Consider the following 21,408-nt stretch of genomic DNA (forward strand, 5'->3'; position numbering starts at 1 on the left):
TGCGCGTGTCAGAATCTGTTTTTCAGCTTGAATCGCAATTCGCCCCCGCAGGCGACCAACCTACAGCGATTGCCAAATTAGTCGATGGACTCGAAGCGGGTCTGGCCTGCCAAACCTTACTCGGGGTGACGGGCTCAGGTAAAACCTTCACGATTGCCAATGTGATCCAAAAGTTAGGTCGGCCCACGATTATCATGGCTCCTAATAAAACCTTGGCGGCGCAGCTTTATGGCGAGATGAAAGAGTTCTTTCCCCATAATGCGGTCGAGTATTTCGTTTCTTACTACGATTACTATCAGCCCGAAGCCTATGTACCTGCATCAAATACCTTTATCGAAAAGGACGCTTCGGTTAATGCTCACATTGAGCAGATGCGCTTATCCGCCACTAAGGCGCTGTTAGAGCGTAAAGATGTGGTGCTGATTGCTTCGGTGTCGGCCATTTATGGCTTGGGCGATCCCGATTCTTATTTAAAAATGTTGCTGCATCTACGCCAAGGCGATGTGATGGGGCAGCGTGACATCTTAATTCGTCTCAGTGAATTGCAGTACAAGCGCAATGATATTGAGCTACAACGTGGTACTTATCGTGTGCGCGGTGAAGTGATTGATATTTTCCCCGCCGATTCTGAGCGTAATGCCATTCGAGTCGAGTTGTTCGACGATGAGATTGAACGCTTAAGTGAGTTTGACCCGTTAACGGGCCATATTATTAAACGTATCGCCCGTACGACGGTTTATCCTAAAACACACTATGTCACGCCGCGGGAAAAAATCATCGCTGCCACTGAGTTTATTAAAGAAGAATTGCGTGAGCGTAAACAATATCTACTCGATAACAACAAGTTAATTGAAGCCCAGCGTATCCATGAGCGGGTGCAATACGATGTGGAAATGATGGTGGAGTTGGGTTACTGCTCTGGCATCGAAAACTACTCGCGCTATTTGTCTGGCCGCGCACCGGGGGAAGGGCCACCAACCTTGCTCGACTATTTGCCTGCCGACGGCTTATTAATTATCGATGAATCCCATGTGACTGTGCCGCAAATCGGCGCTATGTACAAAGGTGACCGTTCCCGTAAAACCACACTTGTGGAATACGGTTTCCGCTTACCGTCCGCCTTGGATAACCGGCCGCTCAAGTTTGAAGAGTTTGAGCAATTGATGCCGCAAACTATCTATGTGTCGGCAACACCGAGTGCCTACGAGCTGGAAAAGAGCGAAGGTGAGATTGCTGAGCAGGTCGTACGGCCAACGGGATTGCTCGATCCTGAATTAGAAGTGCGCCCCGTTGGGACCCAAGTGGACGATTTATTGTCTGAAATCGCCAAGCGAGTGGCCGTCAATGAGCGGGTGTTAGTGACGACGCTGACTAAGCGTATGTCGGAGGATTTGACTGAATACCTCGACGAACATGGCGTAAAAGTGCGTTATCTGCATTCGGACATAGACACAGTCGAACGGGTTGAGATCATACGCGATCTGCGTTTAGGTAAGTTTGATGTGTTGGTTGGGATCAACTTATTGCGCGAAGGCTTAGATATGCCTGAAATGTCATTGGTGTGTATTTTAGATGCCGATAAAGAGGGCTTCTTGCGCTCTGAACGCTCGCTCATCCAAACGATTGGCCGCGCGGCGCGTAACGTCAATGGTAAAGTGATCCTCTATGCCGATCGCATCACCAATTCGATGGAGAAAGCGATAGGTGAAACTGACCGACGTCGTGAACGTCAGCGGGCGCACAACTTAAAACACGGTATCACGCCTAAGGGCGTCGTTAAACGGATCACCGATGTGATGGATGTGGATGATGGCCGCGACAGTAAAGCTGTGTATGGCAAAGTAGCTGAGCCTAAGTCCCATTACCATAAAGCCGATGCGGCAGAGTTAAGCCATCAAATCGATCAGCTTGAGAAGAAGATGCATGAACATGCGCGCAACTTAGAGTTTGAACAAGCGGCGGCAATGCGTGATGAAGTCAAGCACCTGCGGGACCTGTTGATCAAAGCCTAGATTTATTCTTACGCTCAGTATTAAAAAAGCCGTCCAGCAATCATGCTACGACGGCTTTTTAATATCTTGACTTGGGTGCAGGGACTTTTAATTGGCTCATTTTTAGCTTGATAAACACCGCTAAAGCGCAAATAAGCCCGCTGATTAAGCCAACCAAATGCGCCTCGGTTGCTACGCGCGCACCTATCATGGCGGTGACATCACTGCTGGCACCATAAAGCTGTTCGTAACCGACCTTGATGATAACGCCAACGAGCAGCAGATAGCCTGAGTGCAGCTTACGGACAATATCCTGCACTGCGCCGTAGGCGAACAAGCCATGCAACATACCACTTAAGCCGACATAACCAAGCAATTGCGGATAGCCTAAATACAAGCCTATACCTTCAAGTAAACATAACACGAAAAATAGTGCACTTAAGCCTTTGAGATGATAATGAAAATGATGCAAAAATAGCACCACCCACAGCCCTGCAAGGTTCATCAATAGATGCCATTGATTCGTGTGCAGTAAATTTCCTGTGATTAATCGCCACCATTCACCCTCACTAATTGCACTGCGGCGATAGGCGAGTAAGTTATCGACATCGGGGCTTGCTAAGCCTGCGGCATACAAACCCGCACAGATCAGACTCACCATCAGCGCGACCCAATAGGGACTGCGTGTCATGCTTTAGGCTCGCTGGCGTCAAGCTCAGCCATGACCGCTGCTTTATTCTGTAGATAGTCATCTAATCCACGTTTGCGAAGATGACAGGCAGGGCAATCACCACAGCCATCGCCAATCACGCCGTTATAACAGGTGAGAGTATGGTGGCGAACCAGATCAAGTTGCCGATATTTATCCGCCAGTGCCCAGGTTTGTGCCTTATTGAGCCACATTAAAGGCGTGATGATTTTTAGTTGCTTATCCATGCCTTGAACTAAGGCGGATTCCATCGCTTTGACAAAATCGTTACGACAATCAGGGTAGCCTGAAAAATCGGTTTCACACACGCCTGTGATAATCGCCTGCGCCCCTAATTGATAGGCATAAATACCTGCAAGCGTTAAAAATAAAATATTACGGCCGGGCACGAAGGTATTGGGTAAGCCATTTTCCATCAACTCGTGTGAAACGGGTATCGCATCACGGGTGAGGGCTGAAATAGCTAACTCATTGAGTAAGGTGACATCCATGACTTTATGACTGGTGATCTTCAAGCGTTTTGCTAAGGATTTGGCAACTTCAATTTCTTCGCGGTGGCGTTGACCGTAGTCAAAAGTGATCCCATGTACTTCATCGTACTGGGTTAGGGCTTGAATAAGGCAAGTTGTTGAGTCTTGTCCGCCACTGAATACCACCACTGCTTTGGACGCGACTGTTTTTGACACTAAGCTCGTTGACATAAAGGATTTCACTTCACCGTAGAACAGGTATAAATAGGGCGTTAGTGTAACTCAGGCCATAGGGCTTGCAAACTCTGACTATAGGGCCGAAATAGGCTTTCTCGGCGCAAAGACTTGCAGCTCAAGCTAAAATCCACTATAAATGCCGCCCCAGAAAAGTGGAACGTCAGTATGAATTACCCTGTCAACGAAGTATTTGAAACCATTCAAGGTGAAGGTGTCTTTACCGGAGTGCCCGCCATATTTGTCCGCCTACAAGGTTGTCCCGTGGGATGTGCTTGGTGCGATACGAAACAGACATGGGATGTGCTTGAAGCCAATAAGGTGTCGCCAGAGCAAGTGATTACCGTAGACGGCACCATTGGTCGCTGGGCTGATCATTCGGCGCAAAGTCTTATCGCTGCCTTTCACGCTAAAGGTTTTACTGCGCGGCATATCGTGATCACCGGCGGTGAGCCTTGTATGTACGATTTACGCGAATTAACCGAGACCTTGCACAGTCAAGGCTTTGCGACTCAAATCGAAACCAGTGGCACCTTCGAAATCAACTGTGCTGATGACACTTGGGTGACAGTATCACCCAAGGTGAACATGAAAGGGGGCTATCAGGTATTAGCACAGGCGCTGAACCGTGCCAATGAGATTAAGCATCCTATCGCCACTGAAAATCACATCGATGAACTTGATGAGTTACTGCAAGACATCGATATTTCAGCGAAAACGATTTGCCTGCAGCCGATTAGTCAAAAGCCTAGAGCGACAGAACTGGCGATGAAAGTGTGTATCGCCCGTAATTGGCGCTTATCGATCCAGACCCATAAGTATTTGAATATTGATTAATGCTAATCTGCAAAGCATAAAAAACGCCTCACAGTTGTGGGGCGTTTTTTATGGTGGATGTTTTGTGGATTCTAAACCTAACGACTTAATACAGTTGCTTAATCAAGCTCACTTAACTGGCCGAAATGATTAAATGCTGCAAGTTGGCGCTGATAGGGCGCAATATCGCCGATGTTAGCTGTAATCCAATCTGTATCGTAATAAGTATCAAGGTAACGCTCACCTGAGTCACAAATGAGGGTCACTATTGAGCCTTGCTCTCCACGCGCTTGCATTTGTACTGCAAGTTGCAATGCGCCGTACAGGTTGGTTCCTGTGGATGCGCCGGTTTTACGGCCAATCAATTGTTCTAACCAATGAATCGTCGCCACTGATGCGGCGTCGGGAATTTGCAGCATAGTATCGACAACTCCAGGAATAAACGATGGCTCGACTCTCGGTCGACCTATGCCTTCAATCTTACTGCCATTGCAACAGGTTAAGCTGGCATCGCCGCTCTGATAGAAATCAAAAAAAACGGAGTTTTGCGGGTCGACCACGCAAAGTTGTGTTGCCAACCTCTGATAGCGAATGTAGCGGCCTATGGTCGCCGATGTGCCGCCAGTGCCTGGGCTCATCACTATCCACCGCGGGATAGTGTGTGGCTCGCGCTCCATCTGATTGAAAATCGAGTTAGCGATATTGTTATTACCGCGCCAGTCGGTTGCACGCTCGGCGTAGGTGAATTGATCCATATAATGGCCGCCTAGCTCTGCGGCAAGGCGCGCCGATTCGGCGTAAATCTCACTGGAATGGTCGACAAAATGACATTGACCGCCATAGAAAGTGATCTGCTCAATCTTCTTTTTAGCTGTGCTTTTGGGCATTACGGCAATAAAAGGTAAACCGAGTAAGCGGGCAAAGTAGGCTTCAGAAATCGCCGTACTGCCCGATGAGGATTCGATAATTGGCGTGCCTTGCTTAATCCAGCCGTTACACAGGGCATAGAGGAAGAGTGAGCGGGCGAGGCGATGCTTCAAACTCCCTGTCGGGTGGGTACTTTCATCTTTAAGATAAATATCTATGCCATCGAGCATAGGTAATTCAAGCTTAATCAAGTGGGTATCGGCGCTGCGCTGAAAATCCGCTTCAATCTTGCCTATCGCGTGGGCTTCCCATGTTGGGCAGAGTCTGTGAGCGCTGTGAGAATTCACTGGTGGTTGAATCGTGTTAGAAATCATAGTAGTCACATCGAAAGGGATCATTTTCAGAGCATATCACAGGGACGGGCAAAGCGGTTTTATTGGATGAGCTTGAAGTCATTCGCTTAAAGTAGAGCACGACGTAATTGAAATCAAAAAATGTCGTTAACCAAGAGGTTTACTTAATATAGAAATGCCAAGAATTTAATTAGATTAAGCTGGAACAGTCAGATTAAGTTGGAACAGACTAAGCGGAAGTGGAACAAGAAGGATATGCGAGAGTGAAAGAAATGGTGGAGGGAGAAGGATTCGAACCTTCGAAGGCTGAGCCGTCAGATTTACAGTCTGATCCCTTTGGCCACTCGGGAACCCCTCCACAAACTTTCTTTTTAGCTTTACAACTAACTTTAAAAATTGTCTTTCAAAACATCATCAATAACGGACTTGTTTATCAAGACAAAACTAAACATTGGCCATGTTTAGTTTTTGAAAATGATTCTCTGCGTTAGAGATAAAGATGGTGGAGGGAGAAGGATTCGAACCTTCGAAGGCTGAGCCGTCAGATTTACAGTCTGATCCCTTTGGCCACTCGGGAACCCCTCCACGAATACCTTTAACGCTTTTGTAAAACTCTACATCATTTTCGAACAACACATAAAACTTGCAGTGCAAATGGTGGAGGGAGAAGGATTCGAACCTTCGAAGGCTGAGCCGTCAGATTTACAGTCTGATCCCTTTGGCCACTCGGGAACCCCTCCTCAATTGCGGCCGCCATAGTAGTCAGAAACCTTTTCCATGTAAATACCCAATTTAAAAATATTCCTAAAGTTATGTATCAAATGGTCGATTAACTAACAACGAATTGTTTTGACGATGTTTTTTTATGCAAATTGATGTTCCTTTAGTCAACGAAGCCCAAATTGGCACCCGCTTAAACGCGGCGATAGAAAACGACAGACGGGGCGAATTCGCCCTGTTGCTGTCGTTACTGTCGGTTGACGCTCGGGACATGGCGCAATTCCAATGGCAAAATGAACTTGATATGGCGCAAAAATTACAGCGTCAGTTCGAATTGCCACCGCAGCAAAGTTTAATGGCGGATTTATCGTCTGCTGAACCAGTGGTTGATAACAGCAGTATTTTTATGGCTCAAGGTCCACGTGCGTTTCAATTACAACAAGCATTGCGACCGGAAGCCTTAGTCATCCGTGGCGGCGAGTCAGTCGCAATGGCAGAAGCGTTAAGTAACTGTGACCATGTGACTCAGCTGAGGCAAAGGGGCCAATTAACCGCACCCAAAGTCGAGATCATGCACTTTGCTGATCAATTGGCAATCCAACGTAATCTTGTGCCTTTGCTCGCCTCAGCCTAAGGCCGTCTTCCCGCAAGTGGTCTTCAATACCCATCAAGTCAATCTGATCCATTTCGATAAATAAGCGTGAGCTAAAGCCAGTTATCTTGAAGCTTAATTACCTATAATTCGTATTAACCTATCGAGTTAAAATTTACCGCGTTAAAAATTTAACGAGCATATTTTAGTGATGCCGTTAATCAGTCGCTCTATACATTAAGGAATACAGATGAAAGGCATAATAGAAGCACAGAGCCCGACAGTGAATGACACTTGCACCGATTGCGGCAGCTTTGTCGATATCGGCGCCGTTATTGATGAACACGATACGTTATTGACGTTAAATTTTGTTGGCGATAGCGCTCAAGCGGATGCCGAAAGCATGGCAACACGCGCTCAAACTCGATTTGCTGAAGTGCAAACTGAATTTGTGACTAAGACTGAAGGCGTCGACTTACTGCTGACCTTCAATGTCAGCGCGGAAAAAATGATTTTTCAATTGGAAAACGGCCTGTAATTTTTAAAGCAGCACTTTAGTTTTTAGTCGGTCATAGATGTCACGGAAATCGCGCTAATTGCCTAAAAATGCTGCTATTGTTAACCAAATTGTAATAAATTGTGCCACATGTTGCTGTGCTTACAACAGTTAGTGTAATCTGCCTCCAAATAAGAATAATTCAATCAGCTTAATTCCACATTTTGAGGTAAGTTTGCTAACAGCAAAGACCTTTAGCCCAACACGAAGTTTTGTAGGGAACCAGCGTGAAGCGACGTCAGCATCAGCATTTATTGGAGTCTTTGGTACAGTCAACTGCAAAACAGCAGGGCGATTTCACAAAGACGGCAGAGTTAACCACAGAGTTGTTGTGCCAGAATTTAGCGGTTTCTTTGGTATCAGTGTGGACTTTTTCATCTGATCAACAAACCCAATCACTCGTCGCACAATTTGGTTCTATGATGTTGCAAGACATTCATAGGCCTAAGTTATTACAAGATTGTCCCCGGTATGTACACGAGCTCAAAACTCTGCGCCATATCGATGCAGGCAATGCCCTGACCGATCCACGTTTAAGTGAATTGGCTGAGTGCTATTTTATCCCGCGGCAAATCAACTCGAGTCTCGACATCGCCATTCGCATCAATGGCCATCTCGAAGGTGTGCTCTGCATCGAGCGGGCACAATTGACTCCCCACTGGCATGACAGTGAAATTCACCTCGCGTGCCAGATGGCTGACCAATTAGCCCTGACCTTAGCGACAAAACACAGCTACGATAAAGAAGAAAGCTTGAGTTTATTTCGCTGTGCCACTGAACAATCGCGACAAATCAGTATGTTAATTAATCTGCATACTGAAAAAGTCGAGTATGTGAATCAGGCGCACAGTGAAATCACCGGCATGCCCCGTGAGCAGATTATCGGCGCGAATATTCGTGAGTTGGCTTTTTTCAAGCAGCATGCCCAGTTAGCCGAGCAAACCCTAGCGCAAATCTTTAGGGGCGAAATTGCCAAAGGCGAAGTGCAGTTTAGTCGTGCCGATGGCAGTCGTTATTGGCTGACATACGTGCTGAGTCAATTCATTACCGATCGCGGCAATCATTATGCCTTGGTCTCGTGTGAAGAAAATACCGACGAGCATAACTATAAGTCAGAGCTTGAACGGCTTGCTTGGCGTTGTGGATTAACGGGACTCCATAACCGTACTCATTTTAATCGAGTCCTTGAACGTACCACGAAGGGACTGTTGTTATTAGTTGATTTAGTGGGATTTAAGCGTTTTAACGATACCTATGGTCATGAAAATGGCGATAGTTTGTTGATAGAAATTGCCCGCCGTTTGAAACATTTTTCTGAGATTAATAAGGCCACCGAAATTGCCCGCGTCGGCAGCGATGAATTTGCCGTGCTATTGACCGATGATAATGCGGTTTACGATCTCGATTATTTTAGTACGCGCCTGTATCAACATCTTGCTATGCCTATTTTAATCGGCCGTGAGCAAGTCGAACCAAAGCCTGCTTTAGCTGTGGTTGATATTGCCTCTGTGGCGAGTTTGTTTGCCCCATTAACCTGTGCCGATATTGCGGTGCAGTATGCTAAAAAGAAAAAAGGCACTGCAATCCAAGTATTTAACAGCACGTTATTGAGTGCATTTAAAGAGGATGCGCAGATAGAACGTGATTTACACAGTGCGATCCGTGGTCGTCAGTTTGAGCTTTATTATCAGCCACTGAGGGATCTTGAGCAGAATACCTATATTGGCGCCGAAGCCTTAATCCGTTGGCATCACCCTAAAAGAGGCGTGTTATTTCCAGCTTCCTTTATTGATATTGCTGAGCAGTCGGGGATGATTAATTCTATCGGCAGTTGGGTTTTAGAGGCCGCTTGTCGACAGTTGAACCTATGGCAGCATCATAATGCAGATATGACAATGCATGTGAATGTATCGGCCCGCCAGTTCTTCAGTGGTAATTTATTCGAGCAAGTGTGGCAGTTGTTGACGCGTTATCGCTTGAAACCTAAGACGTTAATCTTAGAGATCACTGAGACTGAATTGATGGGTGATATTCGCCACGCGACCTTGTTATGCCAAGAATTAGCGGAATTAGGCGTAGGGCTCGCGATTGACGATTTTGGGACGGGTTACTGCTCTATGCGTTATTTGAAGCAGTTTCCGATCAGTAAACTTAAGATTGATCGTTCGTTTATTTCAGATCTTACCGTCAGCCGTGAAAGTCGTGAAATTGTGTCAGCCATTATCGCCATGGCGAATGCATTAAATATATCTTTAACGGCAGAAGGGGTTGAAACCCTTGAGCAAGAAGCGTTTTTAGCGAAAAGTTTTTGCCATCAGGCACAGGGTTATCTCTATAGCCCTGCATTACGGGAGCCTGAGTTTGCACAATTTATCTTGTCGGCGAAAAGCGCTTCAGTCATAACCCACTAAAGTTACACATAACCCACTAAGTCACAATTATTTCAAATGTGCTGCTCACGATAAAATAAAGGCAACCTAGGTTTGTAATCTAGGTTGCCTTTATTATTCATCTCTGTGCTTGTTCAATCAGCACTATAAACCTTCACCGTAATTCTCCAGTGCAGTTCAGCACTGTATACCTATTGAGATTTTAAACAGCATTGTTTGAATTTTTTGCCACTATGGCAAATACAGAGATCATTTCTACCGGGTAATTTAGCCGTCATTTGCTGGCCTTGGCTGTAATACCAGCGACTTGCTTGATAGATGAATTCGGATCGCTCATAGATAGCATCAATTTCACCATCGAGCTTATACCAAGCTTTAAAAGTAACAGTGCCATGTCGTTGTTCAGCTATCGCCGCTTGAGCATTGTGGCTTGGTGTTTCTGTGCTGCTCTGTACATCTAATCCTAACCAATGTGGGTGAGGACCAGCATTGAGGCTCGTGAGAGTAAGGCCATTTAGATAGTCTGGATGATGTGTTTTTAAAATGTAATCAAAATTTTTCAATACAAATGCGCAGTAGCGTGAGCGCATAAGTTGTTCAGGTGTGTGGGCAATCTCTTGCCCAGAGTCTACATGCGTATGCAGTGGACCACAGCAATCTTGATAGCTTAGCCCACTGCCACAGGGACAGGTTTGCTTAGTTGTAGTCATGTTAGCTAAATCTTTAATTTAATTGTATTTGTTTAAATTTATTCGATTTCTATCTAAATGAGTTAAATGTGAGATAGTCCATTTAAACGTAATCGGTATTAACATTAGGGTAATTTTTTACCCGCAGGTAAAGGTGGAAATTGGCGACCATAATATAAGTTAGGTACCGGTTTCGCATTCAGATAATAGCTAGGTTCTGCGCGGTTATTGGTATCTAAGCTCACTTTCCATTGGGTGGATGAGACTTTTTCTGTACCAATAGCAAATTTGCCCGCAAATTCACTCACAGGTTCGCCAGTTTCTTGTGCTGGGTAAAATCGAACCAAATAATAGCCTGTATCTATTGCACCATTACCGATAATTTTGCGTTTAGTAATGCGGAAATCCACGTCAATCGTGGCTTTTTTGGCGCGGATTTTATCGAAAAACTTCTTGTAAATGGCGACAATATTGTCTCGTCCATAGTAAATTTCTTTACTTTGACTCTCAGATAAGTAGCTAGCGTCATCAGCGTAAATCTCACGGGTCACCTCAGGGGACAATTGATTAAAAGCGCTAATAAACAAAGGGTAATTAGCGTTGATCAATTGATCATCAGTGGATTTTGTATGAGTTTTAGCTGGATTGGCTAAGCTTGGTAGTGACAATAAGCACATCAGGACTAGCGGCAAAAATTTCATTACTTTATTCTAATCTGGCAATCATGGCGTCACTATAATGGAGGCGCCCGCTGAACTAAAGCCTTGAATGTTTACAAAGTGTGTTTCTGTACAAGAGTGTGAAGTAAAGGAGCTTGCCATGCTGGATGATGAATCAGCACTGTTTTTTGAGGAAATGGCTGGAGTCGTACCACTAAAAGGCGATATGCCAGTGGTAAATTTAGCACCGAAAGCGTTGACGGTTGAGCAAATACACAGACGCGATGCTTTACAACGGGAAGCCTTCCTAGCGTGTATGCCACTGGATTTAAAAGCGTTTCCACAGCAAGCGCCAGATGACATTGTGAGCTTTAAGCGTGAGGGGGTACAAGGCGGCGTTTTTAAACGACTCCGAATGGGGCAATACAGCATCAAGATGGAGCTTGATGTGCATGCTTATCGGTTAAACCAAGCTCGTGATGCCGTCCTTAACTATTTACTGGCAGCGCAGGCACATGGTGAACGCTGTGTCATGTTGATCCACGGTAAAGGCTATCAGAGTCAACCCTTTGCAGGATTGCTCAAATCCGCTGTGTGCTATTGGTTATCACAACTCGAGATGGTGCTTGCCTATCATTCGGCGAAAACCGAGCAGGGCGGTGCTGGGGCACTTTATGTGATGTTAACTAAGTCAGAACAGCTCAAGCTTGAAAACCGTGAAGCCAATCGTAAAGGCATGGGATGGCGTTAGATTTAAACAGATAAGTATTGAATAAAAATGCCCAATTTTATTGGGCATTTTGTTTTATGTTATTGGGTGATGATTTAATGAACCCTTACCAACCACACTGGCGGTTTGCGGTGGTATTTTGCTCATCTAACCATGTTTTAAGTGGGGCGAAGTAATCGAGCACCGCTTTTGCATCCATCGTTTCTTTGCCGGTGACTTCTTTCAATGCTTCTGGCCAAGGTTTACTTAAGCCTAACTCGAGCATCTTATTGAGTTTCTCTCCCGCGGCTTGATTGCTATAAATACTGCATCTGTGTACCGGACCTTTATCGCCTGCAGTTTCACACAGCGCTTGATGGAATTGGAATTGCAAAATATGCGCTAGGAAGTAACGGGTGTAGGGTACATTGCCTGGTACATGGTATTTAGCACCCGGATCAAAATCTGCTTCACTACGTTCAGTCGGTGCTTTGACGCCTTGGTATTTTTCCCTCAGATCCCACCAAGCTTGGTTATATTGGGCAGGCGTGATTTCGCCGCTAAACACTTTCCAGCGCCACTGATCTATCATCAGGCCAAAGGGCAAGAAAGCAATTTTGTCTAAGGCTTGTTTTAGTAAAAGGCCGATATCCTTAGATGTATCAGGTACTTCTTCTAATAAGCCGATTTGCTTTAAATAGCTTGGCGTAATCGACAGTGCAATCGTGTCACCAATGGCTTCATGGAAACCGTCGTTGGCGCTGTTTTTAAACAGGAATGGTTGTTGCTTATAAGCGCGTTGATAGAAGTTATGCCCAAGTTCGTGGTGGATAACGCTAAAATCTTCGGCAGTTTTTTGGATACACATTTTAATGCGGATATCGTCGAGATTATCGAGATCCCACGCCGAAGCGTGACAAACCACATCACGGTCCTTTGGCTGAACGAATAGAGAACGTGCCCAAAAACTTTCTGGCAATGGTGCGAACCCTAATGATGTGAAGAAGCCTTCGGCTTGTTTCACCATTTTATGCTCGTCATAGCCTTTCTTTGCGAGTAACTCAGTGACATCGTAACCCGGATCGGCATTGTCTGGGGCGACGAGATCATACACATTACCCCATTGCTGGGCCCACATGTTGCCAAGTAAGTGTGCCGGGATGGGGCCTGTGGTCGGCGCGACGGTATCGCCGTACTCTTTATTCAATTCTCCCCGCACGTAGCAGTGCAAGGACTCATAAAGTGGCTTCACTTGGCCCCAAAGACGGTCGAGTTCCTGTGAAAAGTCATCGGGCTTCATATCGTATTGACTGCGCCATAGTTCCGACAGGTTGGCATAACCGAGATCCTTTGCGCCTTCATTGGCCAGTTCAACTTCGCGTTGAAACAAGGGGCGCATGGGTTTAGCTATTTCACGCCAGCCTTTCCATGCTTCCAGTAATTTTACGGGATCACGTGATTCGGCCATTAAGCTCGATAGCTCAGGCTGAGTCATACACTTGCCGTCGGCAAAACAGTATTTTCCTTTGCCGTACAAGCCATTTAATTCTGAACTAATTTGTGCCAGCTCGGTATTCTTCGCAGGATCGAGCGGCGCGGGTAATACTAACGCACTGCGCAGGATATTGAGCTTGCGGGCATTTACGGGATCGAGTTGCACATTGGCATACTTAGCCGCCTCGGTTGCAAATTTTACCGACGCTGCACTGACCTTTTCGCCGACTGCGGCAGACAGGGCCGCGGTATCATCAGTAATAAAGTTGCTGTAAATCCACTCGGCGCGATTAGATTCAATCGATAATTCGGCCATCTTGGCTTCAGCATCATTAATAAAAGCAATGGCTTGTGCTTTATCTGGGGCGGTATTGATGACAGCTGCTTCTGTAGTAGCTGTCTTGTCTGTTTTACTTTGAGCATCATTACAGGCCGTTAATCCCAGCGCGAGTGCCACTGTGAGCGCAATTTTACTGCGACGATTCAATGAAATAATCATGTCTAGTTTTCCTTGTTGTTTTTGTGTTACACAGTTTACCTAAACCACAGGGTTATTGCACAAGGGTTAGTTGACTTGTTTTTAACACTTATTCGGACATGTACGACATACCGCTTGTATCACAGACTAGAAAGCGGTGAATTTGTCCAATTTTAGTTTGACATCCGTGGTGCCAATGTTTAATTTAAACGAGTGTTTTAAATTAATTCAAGGTCACGGAATGGCAAGTCGATCCGATACAAAAACTAGAATACTTGATGCCGCAGAAAAACTGTTCGCCGAACGGGGCTTTTCTGAGACCTCCTTGCGACTCATTACCAGCAAAGCTGAGGTGAATTTAGCATCGGTCAATTATCACTTTGGTTCTAAAAAAGAGCTTATCCGTGCAGTGTTAGCCCGCTATTTAGACGTGTTTATGCCTGCCGCTTCAAGCCAAATTCATCGTTTAAATGCCGCTCCAGCACAAGCAACACTCGAAGAGATCCTGTCTTCTTTGGTCGATCCTTTATTGGATTTAAACGCGCTACGTACCGAAGGCACCACGATCTTTCTGCAGCTTTTAGGCCGTGGCTATATCGAAAGCCAAGGGCATTTACGTTGGTTTATCACTACCCATTACGGCCAGCATCTGGATGCTTTTGTTAAAGCCGTTTCGGCCAGTGCACCACATATTCCACCCGCTGAAATGTTTTGGCGCTTACACTTTACCTTAGGCACTATCGTGTTCACTATGGCGTCCGCTGATGCCCTAAATGACATTGCTGCTGCTGAGTTTGGTGAGCATAACGACATCGAAGCCGTGATCCGTAAAGTGATCCCCTACATGGCGGCTGGCGTATCAGTCCCCGTTTCTTCTTAATTAAAAGGTCTTGATAATGTTGACGATTATAATTCTTGCCCTGATAGCCATTGTCGTGTTGTTTGCGGTGAAAAATATCCGGATGCAGTTTATTACCCGCCCAGTTTTTAGTTTTTTCAAGAAGGTTTTGCCGCCACTTTCCGATACAGAGCGTGAAGCGATGGAAGCGGGTGATGTCTGGTGGGAAGGGGAGTTATTTCGCGGAAATCCTAACTGGAATACCTTGCATAGCTATGGCAAACCCACGCTAACTGCAGAAGAAAAAGACTTTATTGATAATCAAGTGATGACAGCACTGACGATGATCGATGATTTCGACATAGTTCATAACCGCAAGGATTTACCGCCAGAGCTGTGGGAATACTTTAAGAAAGAAGGTTTCTTCGCACTGATCATTCCGAAAAAATTCGGTGGTAAAGCTTTCTCTGCTTATGCCAACTCTACCATTGTCAGCAAATTAGCCAGCCGTAGCGTAAGTGCCGCCGTGACCGTAATGGTGCCGAACTCTTTAGGCCCTGGTGAGTTGCTGACCCACTATGGTACGAGCGAGCAGAAAGAACGTTGGTTACCTGCTTTAGCTAAAGGCGATGAAATTCCTTGTTTTGCATTAACTGGTCCAGAAGCGGGCAGTGATGCTGGCGCTATCCCGGATGTGGGTATTGTGTGCCGTGATACCTTCAATGGCGAAGAAATGCTCGGGCTAAAACTCACTTGGGATAAACGTTATATCACGCTGGCGCCTGTAGCAACGGTTCTGGGGTTAGCGTTCCAAATGCGCGATCCTGAAGGTCTGCTTGGCGATAAGAAAAACTTAGGTATTACCTGTGCGCTGATCCCAACGGATCATCCTGGTGTGGTTATTGGTCGTCGTCATAATCCGCTGGGCATGGCGTTTATGAACGGTACTACTCAAGGTAAAGAAGTGTTTATTCCGCTCGATTGGATTATCGGTGGCCCTGAGTTTGCCGGTAAAGGCTGGCGTATGCTGGTTGAGTGTTTGTCAGCGGGCCGCGGTATTTCATTGCCAGCATTGGCAACGGCTTCTGGTCACATGGCGACTAAGACGACAACGGCTTACAGCTATGTGCGTCACCAGTTTGGAATGGCAATTGGTCAGTTTGAAGGGGTGCAAGAAGCGCTGGCGCGTATTATTGCCAACACTTATCAGTTAGAAGCCGCACGCCGTTTAACAACCACGGGTATCGATCTTAAAGTCAAACCTTCGGTCGTGACCGCGATAGCTAAGTACCACATGACTGAATTAGGCCGTTCTGTGATGAACGATGCCATGGATATTCAATCGGGTAAGGGCATTCAATTAGGACCTAAAAACTATTTAGGCCACCCTTATATGTCGAATCCAATTTCGATCACTGTGGAAGGCGCGAATATTCTAACCCGCTCATTGATGATTTTTGGTCAAGGTGCGACTCGCTGCCATCCTTACGTACTTGCCGAAATGGAAGCCGCAGCGATGGAAAACCAACATGAAGCCTTAGAGCGTTTTGATGCGTTATTAATGGGTCATATGGGTTATGCCACGCGTAATGCTTTCAGTGCTTTGTTTAGCGCGTTAAGCGGTAGCCGTTTTGGCAGTGCGCCAGTGAGCGGTGAAACTAAGCAGTACTATAAAGATATGTCGCGTATTTCGTCTGCATTAGCCTTAATGACAGATTTATCTATGCTGATCATGGGCGGCGATTTAAAACGCAAAGAAATGCTGTCTGCACGTATGGGTGATGTGCTCAGCCAGTTGTATTTAGGCTCAGCGACCTTGAAGTTATTTGAAGATAATGGCCGTCAACAGGACGATTTGCCTGCGGTACGTTATGTAATGGCCAATCGTTTGCACTTGGCGGCTAAAGCGTTGGAAGACACGATTCGTAACTTCCCGAGCCGTCCTGTGGCCTGGTTACTGCGCGGCTTAATTTTCCCGCTGGGTAATCACTTCACTGCACCGAGCGACAAAATGGCGACCGATTTAGTTAGCGGCATGTTGAAGCCTGGCCCTGCTCGCGAACGTATTACTTTCTTATGTCCTGAATTTGAAGGGGATAAGGGCGGTATTGCTGAAGTTGAGCAAGCATTTATCGCGCAATATGCCTGTAAAGATATCTATAAAAAACTGAAGAAAGCGCAGCGTGCCGGTGAGTTGCCAGCAAAAGTGCCGAATCTAGTCTTGTTTGCAAAAGCACTCGAGACTGGCGTTATTACTGCCGACGAAGATCAAAAGTTACAGCATGCTGATAAGCTGCGCTTAGCGGCAATTAATGTGAATGATTTCGAAGCGTTATAGTGATTGTTAGTGTTTGATGTTAGTGCAGTTTGGTCTAAGCGGTGTTAAGTTCGATGGCTACTACGCTTGGGCCGCTTAGATTTCCCCCAGCAATGATAGACCGATAAATCAGCACCAACAGAAATCTGCACTTACAGAAAACAGTCAATATAAAAAAACCACCTTCATGAGGTGGTTTTTTATTGGCTGTTTTCTAACGAGCTTGAGTTGTTAGAGGAAGCTTAAGCAACCTAAGCTACGATCAACACTTTACAGGTGTTAGTGCCGCCGATGGTTTCCATTGCATCGCCTTTGGTCATCAGCACCATATCACCGCTATTCAAATAACCAGCCGCTGTTAATGCTTCTAACGCTTTTTGCGCTAGCTCATCGGCTGGGTGGATAGTTGAATCGAAGTAGATTGGCAACACGCCGCGGTACAAAGCCATTTTGGCTAGGGTTGTTGCGTGACGTGATAAACCTAAGATTGGCAGTGAAGAACTGATACGAGACATCAACTGTGGTGTTGCACCCGATTCAGTCAGAGCGATAATCGCCTTAACGCCTTCTAGGTGGTTTGCTGCATACATAGTTGATAGCGCAATGGTCTCTTCAACTGAAGTGAAACGCACATCTAATCTATGCTTAGACACAATCACACTTGGGTGAGATTCAGCGCCAACACACACGTTTGCCATTGCCTTAACGGTTTCTTCTGGGAAGTCACCGGCAGCAGTTTCAGCAGATAACATCACAGCATCGGTACCATCAAGCACAGCGTTCGCCACGTCCATCACTTCGGCGCGGGTTGGCATTGGGCTTGAAATCATCGATTCCATCATCTGGGTGGCAGTGATGACGACTTTATTCAGTTGGCGTGAACGGGCGATTAACTTTTTCTGCACGGCAACGAGTGCAGCATCACCAATTTCAACACCTAAGTCACCACGGGCAACCATAACAACGTCAGACGCTAAGATAACATCATCCATAGCGGCATCGGTCGCAACCGCTTCAGCACGTTCAACTTTAGCAACGATCAACGCATTACAACCTGCTTGACGGGCAAGATCGCGAGCATAGTCCAAGTCAGCACCACTGCGCGGGAAAGACACTGCTAAATAATCCACTTGGATCATTGCTGCAGTGAGAATGTCAGCCTTGTCTTTTTCGGTCAGCGCAGCAGCAGAAAGTCCGCCGCCTTGTTTGTTAATACCTTTGTTGTTAGATAAAGGGCCTGCCACAGTCACTGTGGTATGCACTTTACGGCCTTCAACACGCTCAACGCGTAATTGAACACGGCCATCATCTAACATCAGGATATCACCAACAGTCACATCGTCTGGCAATTGCTTGTAATCGATACCCACTTGGGTCTCGTCGCCTTCACCTTTGGCTAACTCGGCATCAAGTACATAGGCTTGACCTAATACGAGTTGTACTTTCTTATTGTCTTTGAAAGTAGAAACGCGGATTTTAGGGCCTTGTAAGTCACCAAGAATGGCCACATGAACGCCTAACTCTTTAGCGATTTCGCGCGCTTGAGTTGCTCGTTTTAAGTGATCTTCTGGGGAACCGTGGGAGAAATTAAGACGTACAACGTTTGCACCTGCCGCGATGATGCGGCGTAGATTATCATCACGATCGGTAGCGGGACCTAGAGTGGTGACGATTTTGGTTCTGCGGAACATAAGGATACTCCGTTAAAGTTAAAAAAAATCTTGGGACTATATTACCATGCAATTCCAAATTTTGTAGTAAAGTTACAATCAAATTGATCTAAAGTTATGTATGAAAATTGTGAGGTATCGCTGATATTTGCACGATAAATGGCTAGGTTAAGGATCAACACTAGCCATTTTTAGAAAAGGAAGTGAGTTACAGTATCGGATCTTTATTGATGCGAGACTCTTTTAACACTTCTTTCACTCGTTTCAAATTATCGCGGAAACGTGGGCCTCTACGTAAGGTAAAACCCGTTGCCAATACATCTATAGTGACTAATTGGGCTAAACGCGAGGCCATAGGTAAATACATGTCAGTATCTTCTGGCACTTCCATTGTCACGGGCAGTGTACATTCCATTGACAAAGGCGAGTTGCGGGCGGTAATACCAATCACAGCTGCACCATTTTCTCTCGCTAAACGCGCTATTTCAATCAATGACTTAGTGCGGCCAGTGTGGGAAATCAATACCACAACATCGCCCTCATTACTGTTAATACAGCTCATGCGTTGCATTAGAACATCGTCAAAACAGATGACAGGCACATTAAAGCGGAAGAATTTATTTTGCGCGTCATGGGCAACTGAAGCGGATGCGCCTAGGCCAAAAAAGGAAATAGTCTTAGCTTGAGTGAGAATATCAACGGCTTTATTAATGGCTGAAATGTCTAGGCTTTGACGTGCGGTATCGAGCGAAGCCATTGAAGATTCGAATATTTTTGTCGTGTAAGACTCAGTTGAATCATCTTCTTCAACGTGGCGGCTCACATAAGGTGTACCGTTCGCAAGACTTTGCGCTAGATGTAACTTAAAATCAGGGAAACCTTTAGTATCTAAGCGGCGGCAGAAACGATTCACAGTAGGTTCACTGACATCTGCCATCTTAGCCAGTGTGGCGATGCTAGAATGTATAGCTGTCTGTGGTGATGCTAAGATCACCTCTGCAACTTTGCGTTCTGATTTACTAAAATGGGTGAGGCTTTTTTGAACCTTTTCTAGGGTATTCATACGCGTATGTCCGCTAAATTGAGAATGTAATTTTATTTATTTTTATTTCGTGGGAGCAGATCAAGACTGGCGGCCCACTAATAGACTCTATGTAGTAACTTTTCAGTACAATTTTGAAATAAGACTTTACTACCTTCAGTAATTTAAGCACAAAAAGCATATCAGATTTATACAGCAAGTGACTAGTTAGCTAGAATGTTAATATTTATAAAAATAGATGCATTTAACAAATTCTGTTGTTATATTACAACAAAAGTGTGGATTTCTTCATCGACATGAAGGGACACGACATACAAAGGAGATCGTAACGCAATGGGCAAAACAACATCAGGCGCCAAAGCTTGTGACTTCGTACTCTTTGGTACTAAAGGCGATTTGGCACGACGCAAGTTGTTACCTTCTTTATACCAGCTAGATAAAGCTGAACTTCTCGATAAAGATACGAAAGTGATCGGTGTCGCGAAAGACGAGTTTACTCAAGATGAGTTTATCGAATTAGTCACGCTTGCATTAAACACCTTCGTGAAAGAGCCTTTGTGCGAAGAGACTCTCCAACGTTTCCTGTCCCGCTGCCACTATATAGGCACTAACTTTACCGATTCAGCGGGCTACAGTGCCTTCCATGATCTGCTCAAACCAGAAGAGCGCGTTATGGTCAGTTACTTTGCTACGCCACCTGCAATATTCGGCGACATTTGCCGTTGTTTGCATGAACAAGATCTTATCCACCCAGATTCACGCGTGGTGCTCGAAAAGCCCATCGGCTCAGATTTAGACTCTTCTCGCGTTATCAATGACCAAGTTTCCGCTTACTTCAAAGAACGTCAGGTTTACCGTATCGACCATTACTTAGGTAAAGAAACCGTACAGAACTTGATTGCACTGCGTTTTGCTAACTCTTTATTTGCCTCTAAGTGGGACAACCGTACGATTGACCACGTCCAGATCACAGTCGCAGAAGAAGTGGGCATCGAAGGCCGTTGGGGTTACTTCGACAAAGCGGGTCAAATGCGTGACATGATCCAGAACCATTTGCTGCAAGTGTTAACGCTCGTTGCTATGGATCCACCGGTCAACTTAGACGCTGACAGCATCCGTGATGAAAAAGTCAAAGTGCTCAAATCACTGCGTCCGATTAATTCTGACAATGTGTATGAAAATACCGTACGCGGTCAGTACAGTGCGGGCTTCTTAAAGGGCAGCCCAGTACCGGGTTATTTAGAAGAAGAAGGCGCCAACCTTCAATCACACACAGAAACCTTCGTGGCTATTCGTGTGGATATCGACAACTGGCGTTGGGCGGGCGTGCCTTTCTATTTACGTAGCGGTAAACGTATGCCGTTTAAGAGCTCTGAAATTGTGGTGTATTTCAAAAACCCACCGCATAACTTGTATCGCTCAAGCTACCGTAATCTGCCACCCAACAAGCTGACTATTCGTCTGCAACCCCATGAAGGGGTTGAAATCCAGATGATGAACAAAGTGCCAGGTTTGGAGCAAAAACAACGTCTACAAACCACTAAACTCGATTTGAGCTTCTCCGATACCTTCAAAAATGAACGTATCGCCGATGCCTACGAGCGTCTATTACTCGAAGCTATGCTCGGTAATCAAGCGCTGTTCGTGCGCCGTGACGAAGTCGAACAGGCATGGACTTGGGTGGATGGCATTATCCAATCGTGGGAACAAAGCAACGAAAAACCAAAACCTTATCCTGCGGGTACTTGGGGTCCAGTTGCGTCAGTTGCTTTGATCACCAAAGATGGCCGTTCGTGGGACGAGTAGGAGACTTT

The 21,408-nt window shown here is 45.7% G+C and carries 17 protein-coding genes and 3 tRNA genes; 9 read left to right on the top strand and 11 right to left on the bottom strand.

Annotation, left to right across the window (positions count from 1 at the left end; genetic code table 11):
• The first annotated feature begins 5 nt into the window (after positions 1-5).
• Positions 6-2,012, top strand: coding sequence for an excinuclease ABC subunit UvrB (gene uvrB / locus L5M40_RS00530; protein ID WP_263256167.1), 2,007 nt, complete (start codon positions 6-8; stop codon positions 2,010-2,012).
• Positions 2,013-2,070: 58 nt separating this feature from the next.
• On the opposite strand, the gene rrtA is transcribed toward uvrB, so the two are convergent.
• Positions 2,071-2,682, bottom strand: coding sequence for a rhombosortase (rrtA, locus tag L5M40_RS00535; RefSeq protein ID WP_263175464.1), 612 nt, complete (start codon positions 2,680-2,682; stop codon positions 2,071-2,073).
• Positions 2,679-3,401, bottom strand: coding sequence for a 7-cyano-7-deazaguanine synthase QueC (gene queC / locus L5M40_RS00540; protein WP_263175465.1), 723 nt, complete (start codon positions 3,399-3,401; stop codon positions 2,679-2,681). The genes rrtA and queC overlap by 4 nt, the downstream gene beginning before the upstream one ends.
• Before the next feature lie 171 nt (positions 3,402-3,572).
• Between queC and queE the strand changes: the two genes are divergently transcribed.
• Complete coding sequence (gene queE, locus L5M40_RS00545; protein ID WP_028760010.1) at positions 3,573-4,241, top strand: 7-carboxy-7-deazaguanine synthase QueE; 669 nt, start codon at positions 3,573-3,575, stop codon at positions 4,239-4,241.
• Between the two features lie 98 nt (positions 4,242-4,339).
• On the opposite strand, the gene L5M40_RS00550 is transcribed toward queE, so the two are convergent.
• The 4 genes from L5M40_RS00550 to L5M40_RS00565 all read right to left on the bottom strand — a co-directional run bounded on the left by L5M40_RS00550 (position 4,340) and on the right by L5M40_RS00565 (position 6,180).
• On the bottom strand, positions 4,340-5,485 hold the full coding sequence (locus L5M40_RS00550; protein WP_263175466.1) for a PLP-dependent cysteine synthase family protein: 1,146 nt from the start codon (positions 5,483-5,485) through the stop codon (positions 4,340-4,342).
• 228 nt (positions 5,486-5,713) lie between these two features.
• Positions 5,714-5,798 (bottom strand) — tRNA-Tyr (locus L5M40_RS00555).
• A 142-nt stretch (positions 5,799-5,940) separates the two neighbouring features.
• Positions 5,941-6,025: transfer RNA gene (locus L5M40_RS00560), tRNA-Tyr, on the bottom strand.
• Positions 6,026-6,095: 70 nt separating this feature from the next.
• Positions 6,096-6,180: transfer RNA gene (locus L5M40_RS00565), tRNA-Tyr, on the bottom strand.
• 125 nt (positions 6,181-6,305) lie between these two features.
• Here L5M40_RS00565 and L5M40_RS00570 point away from each other — a divergent pair.
• The 3 genes from L5M40_RS00570 (at position 6,306) to L5M40_RS00580 (ending at position 9,719) form a co-directional block, all read left to right on the top strand.
• Complete coding sequence (locus L5M40_RS00570; RefSeq protein ID WP_131524165.1) at positions 6,306-6,794, top strand: VC2046/SO_2500 family protein; 489 nt, start codon at positions 6,306-6,308, stop codon at positions 6,792-6,794.
• A 208-nt stretch (positions 6,795-7,002) separates the two neighbouring features.
• Positions 7,003-7,290, top strand: a complete 288-nt coding sequence (locus L5M40_RS00575; protein ID WP_113939682.1) for a DUF406 family protein — start codon at positions 7,003-7,005, stop codon at positions 7,288-7,290.
• Positions 7,291-7,535: 245 nt separating this feature from the next.
• Positions 7,536-9,719: a putative bifunctional diguanylate cyclase/phosphodiesterase gene (locus L5M40_RS00580; RefSeq protein WP_198573477.1), complete on the top strand. Its 2,184-nt coding sequence runs from the start codon at positions 7,536-7,538 to the stop codon at positions 9,717-9,719.
• 170 nt (positions 9,720-9,889) lie between these two features.
• Here the strand turns inward: L5M40_RS00580 and L5M40_RS00585 are convergent, their stop codons facing one another.
• A complete protein-coding gene (locus L5M40_RS00585; protein WP_263175470.1) occupies positions 9,890-10,408 on the bottom strand; it encodes a YchJ family protein in 519 nt (172 codons plus the stop codon).
• Positions 10,409-10,512: 104 nt separating this feature from the next.
• Entirely contained in the window at positions 10,513-11,088 is a 576-nt protein-coding gene (locus L5M40_RS00590; RefSeq protein WP_028760004.1) for a DUF4440 domain-containing protein, read from the bottom strand.
• Positions 11,089-11,206: 118 nt separating this feature from the next.
• Here L5M40_RS00590 and smrA point away from each other — a divergent pair, with 118 nt between their 5' ends.
• The gene (gene smrA, locus L5M40_RS00595) at positions 11,207-11,797 is read left to right on the top strand and encodes a DNA endonuclease SmrA (protein ID WP_263175471.1); all 591 of its coding nucleotides are present in this window, start codon (positions 11,207-11,209) and stop codon (positions 11,795-11,797) included.
• A gap of 85 nt (positions 11,798-11,882) precedes the next feature.
• Here the strand turns inward: smrA and L5M40_RS00600 are convergent, their stop codons facing one another.
• The gene (locus tag L5M40_RS00600; RefSeq protein WP_263256168.1) at positions 11,883-13,748 is read right to left on the bottom strand and encodes a M2 family metallopeptidase; all 1,866 of its coding nucleotides are present in this window, start codon (positions 13,746-13,748) and stop codon (positions 11,883-11,885) included.
• Between the two features lie 220 nt (positions 13,749-13,968).
• Between L5M40_RS00600 and L5M40_RS00605 the strand changes: the two genes are divergently transcribed.
• The gene (locus tag L5M40_RS00605; protein ID WP_028760001.1) at positions 13,969-14,607 is read left to right on the top strand and encodes a TetR/AcrR family transcriptional regulator; all 639 of its coding nucleotides are present in this window, start codon (positions 13,969-13,971) and stop codon (positions 14,605-14,607) included.
• Positions 14,608-14,623: 16 nt separating this feature from the next.
• Positions 14,624-16,903, top strand: a complete 2,280-nt coding sequence (locus L5M40_RS00610) for an acyl-CoA dehydrogenase (RefSeq protein WP_263175473.1) — start codon at positions 14,624-14,626, stop codon at positions 16,901-16,903.
• A gap of 230 nt (positions 16,904-17,133) precedes the next feature.
• On the opposite strand, the gene pyk is transcribed toward L5M40_RS00610, so the two are convergent.
• A complete protein-coding gene (pyk, locus tag L5M40_RS00615) occupies positions 17,134-18,573 on the bottom strand; it encodes a pyruvate kinase (RefSeq protein WP_105252459.1) in 1,440 nt (479 codons plus the stop codon).
• A gap of 187 nt (positions 18,574-18,760) precedes the next feature.
• Complete coding sequence (locus L5M40_RS00620) at positions 18,761-19,615, bottom strand: MurR/RpiR family transcriptional regulator (RefSeq protein WP_006081563.1); 855 nt, start codon at positions 19,613-19,615, stop codon at positions 18,761-18,763.
• A gap of 312 nt (positions 19,616-19,927) precedes the next feature.
• Here L5M40_RS00620 and zwf point away from each other — a divergent pair, with 312 nt between their 5' ends.
• Entirely contained in the window at positions 19,928-21,400 is a 1,473-nt protein-coding gene (gene zwf, locus L5M40_RS00625; RefSeq protein WP_028759998.1) for a glucose-6-phosphate dehydrogenase, read from the top strand.
• Positions 21,401-21,408 lie beyond the last annotated feature (8 nt).

Source organism: Shewanella sp. SM68, assembly GCF_025653925.1.
Taxonomy (GTDB): domain Bacteria; phylum Pseudomonadota; class Gammaproteobacteria; order Enterobacterales; family Shewanellaceae; genus Shewanella; species Shewanella oncorhynchi.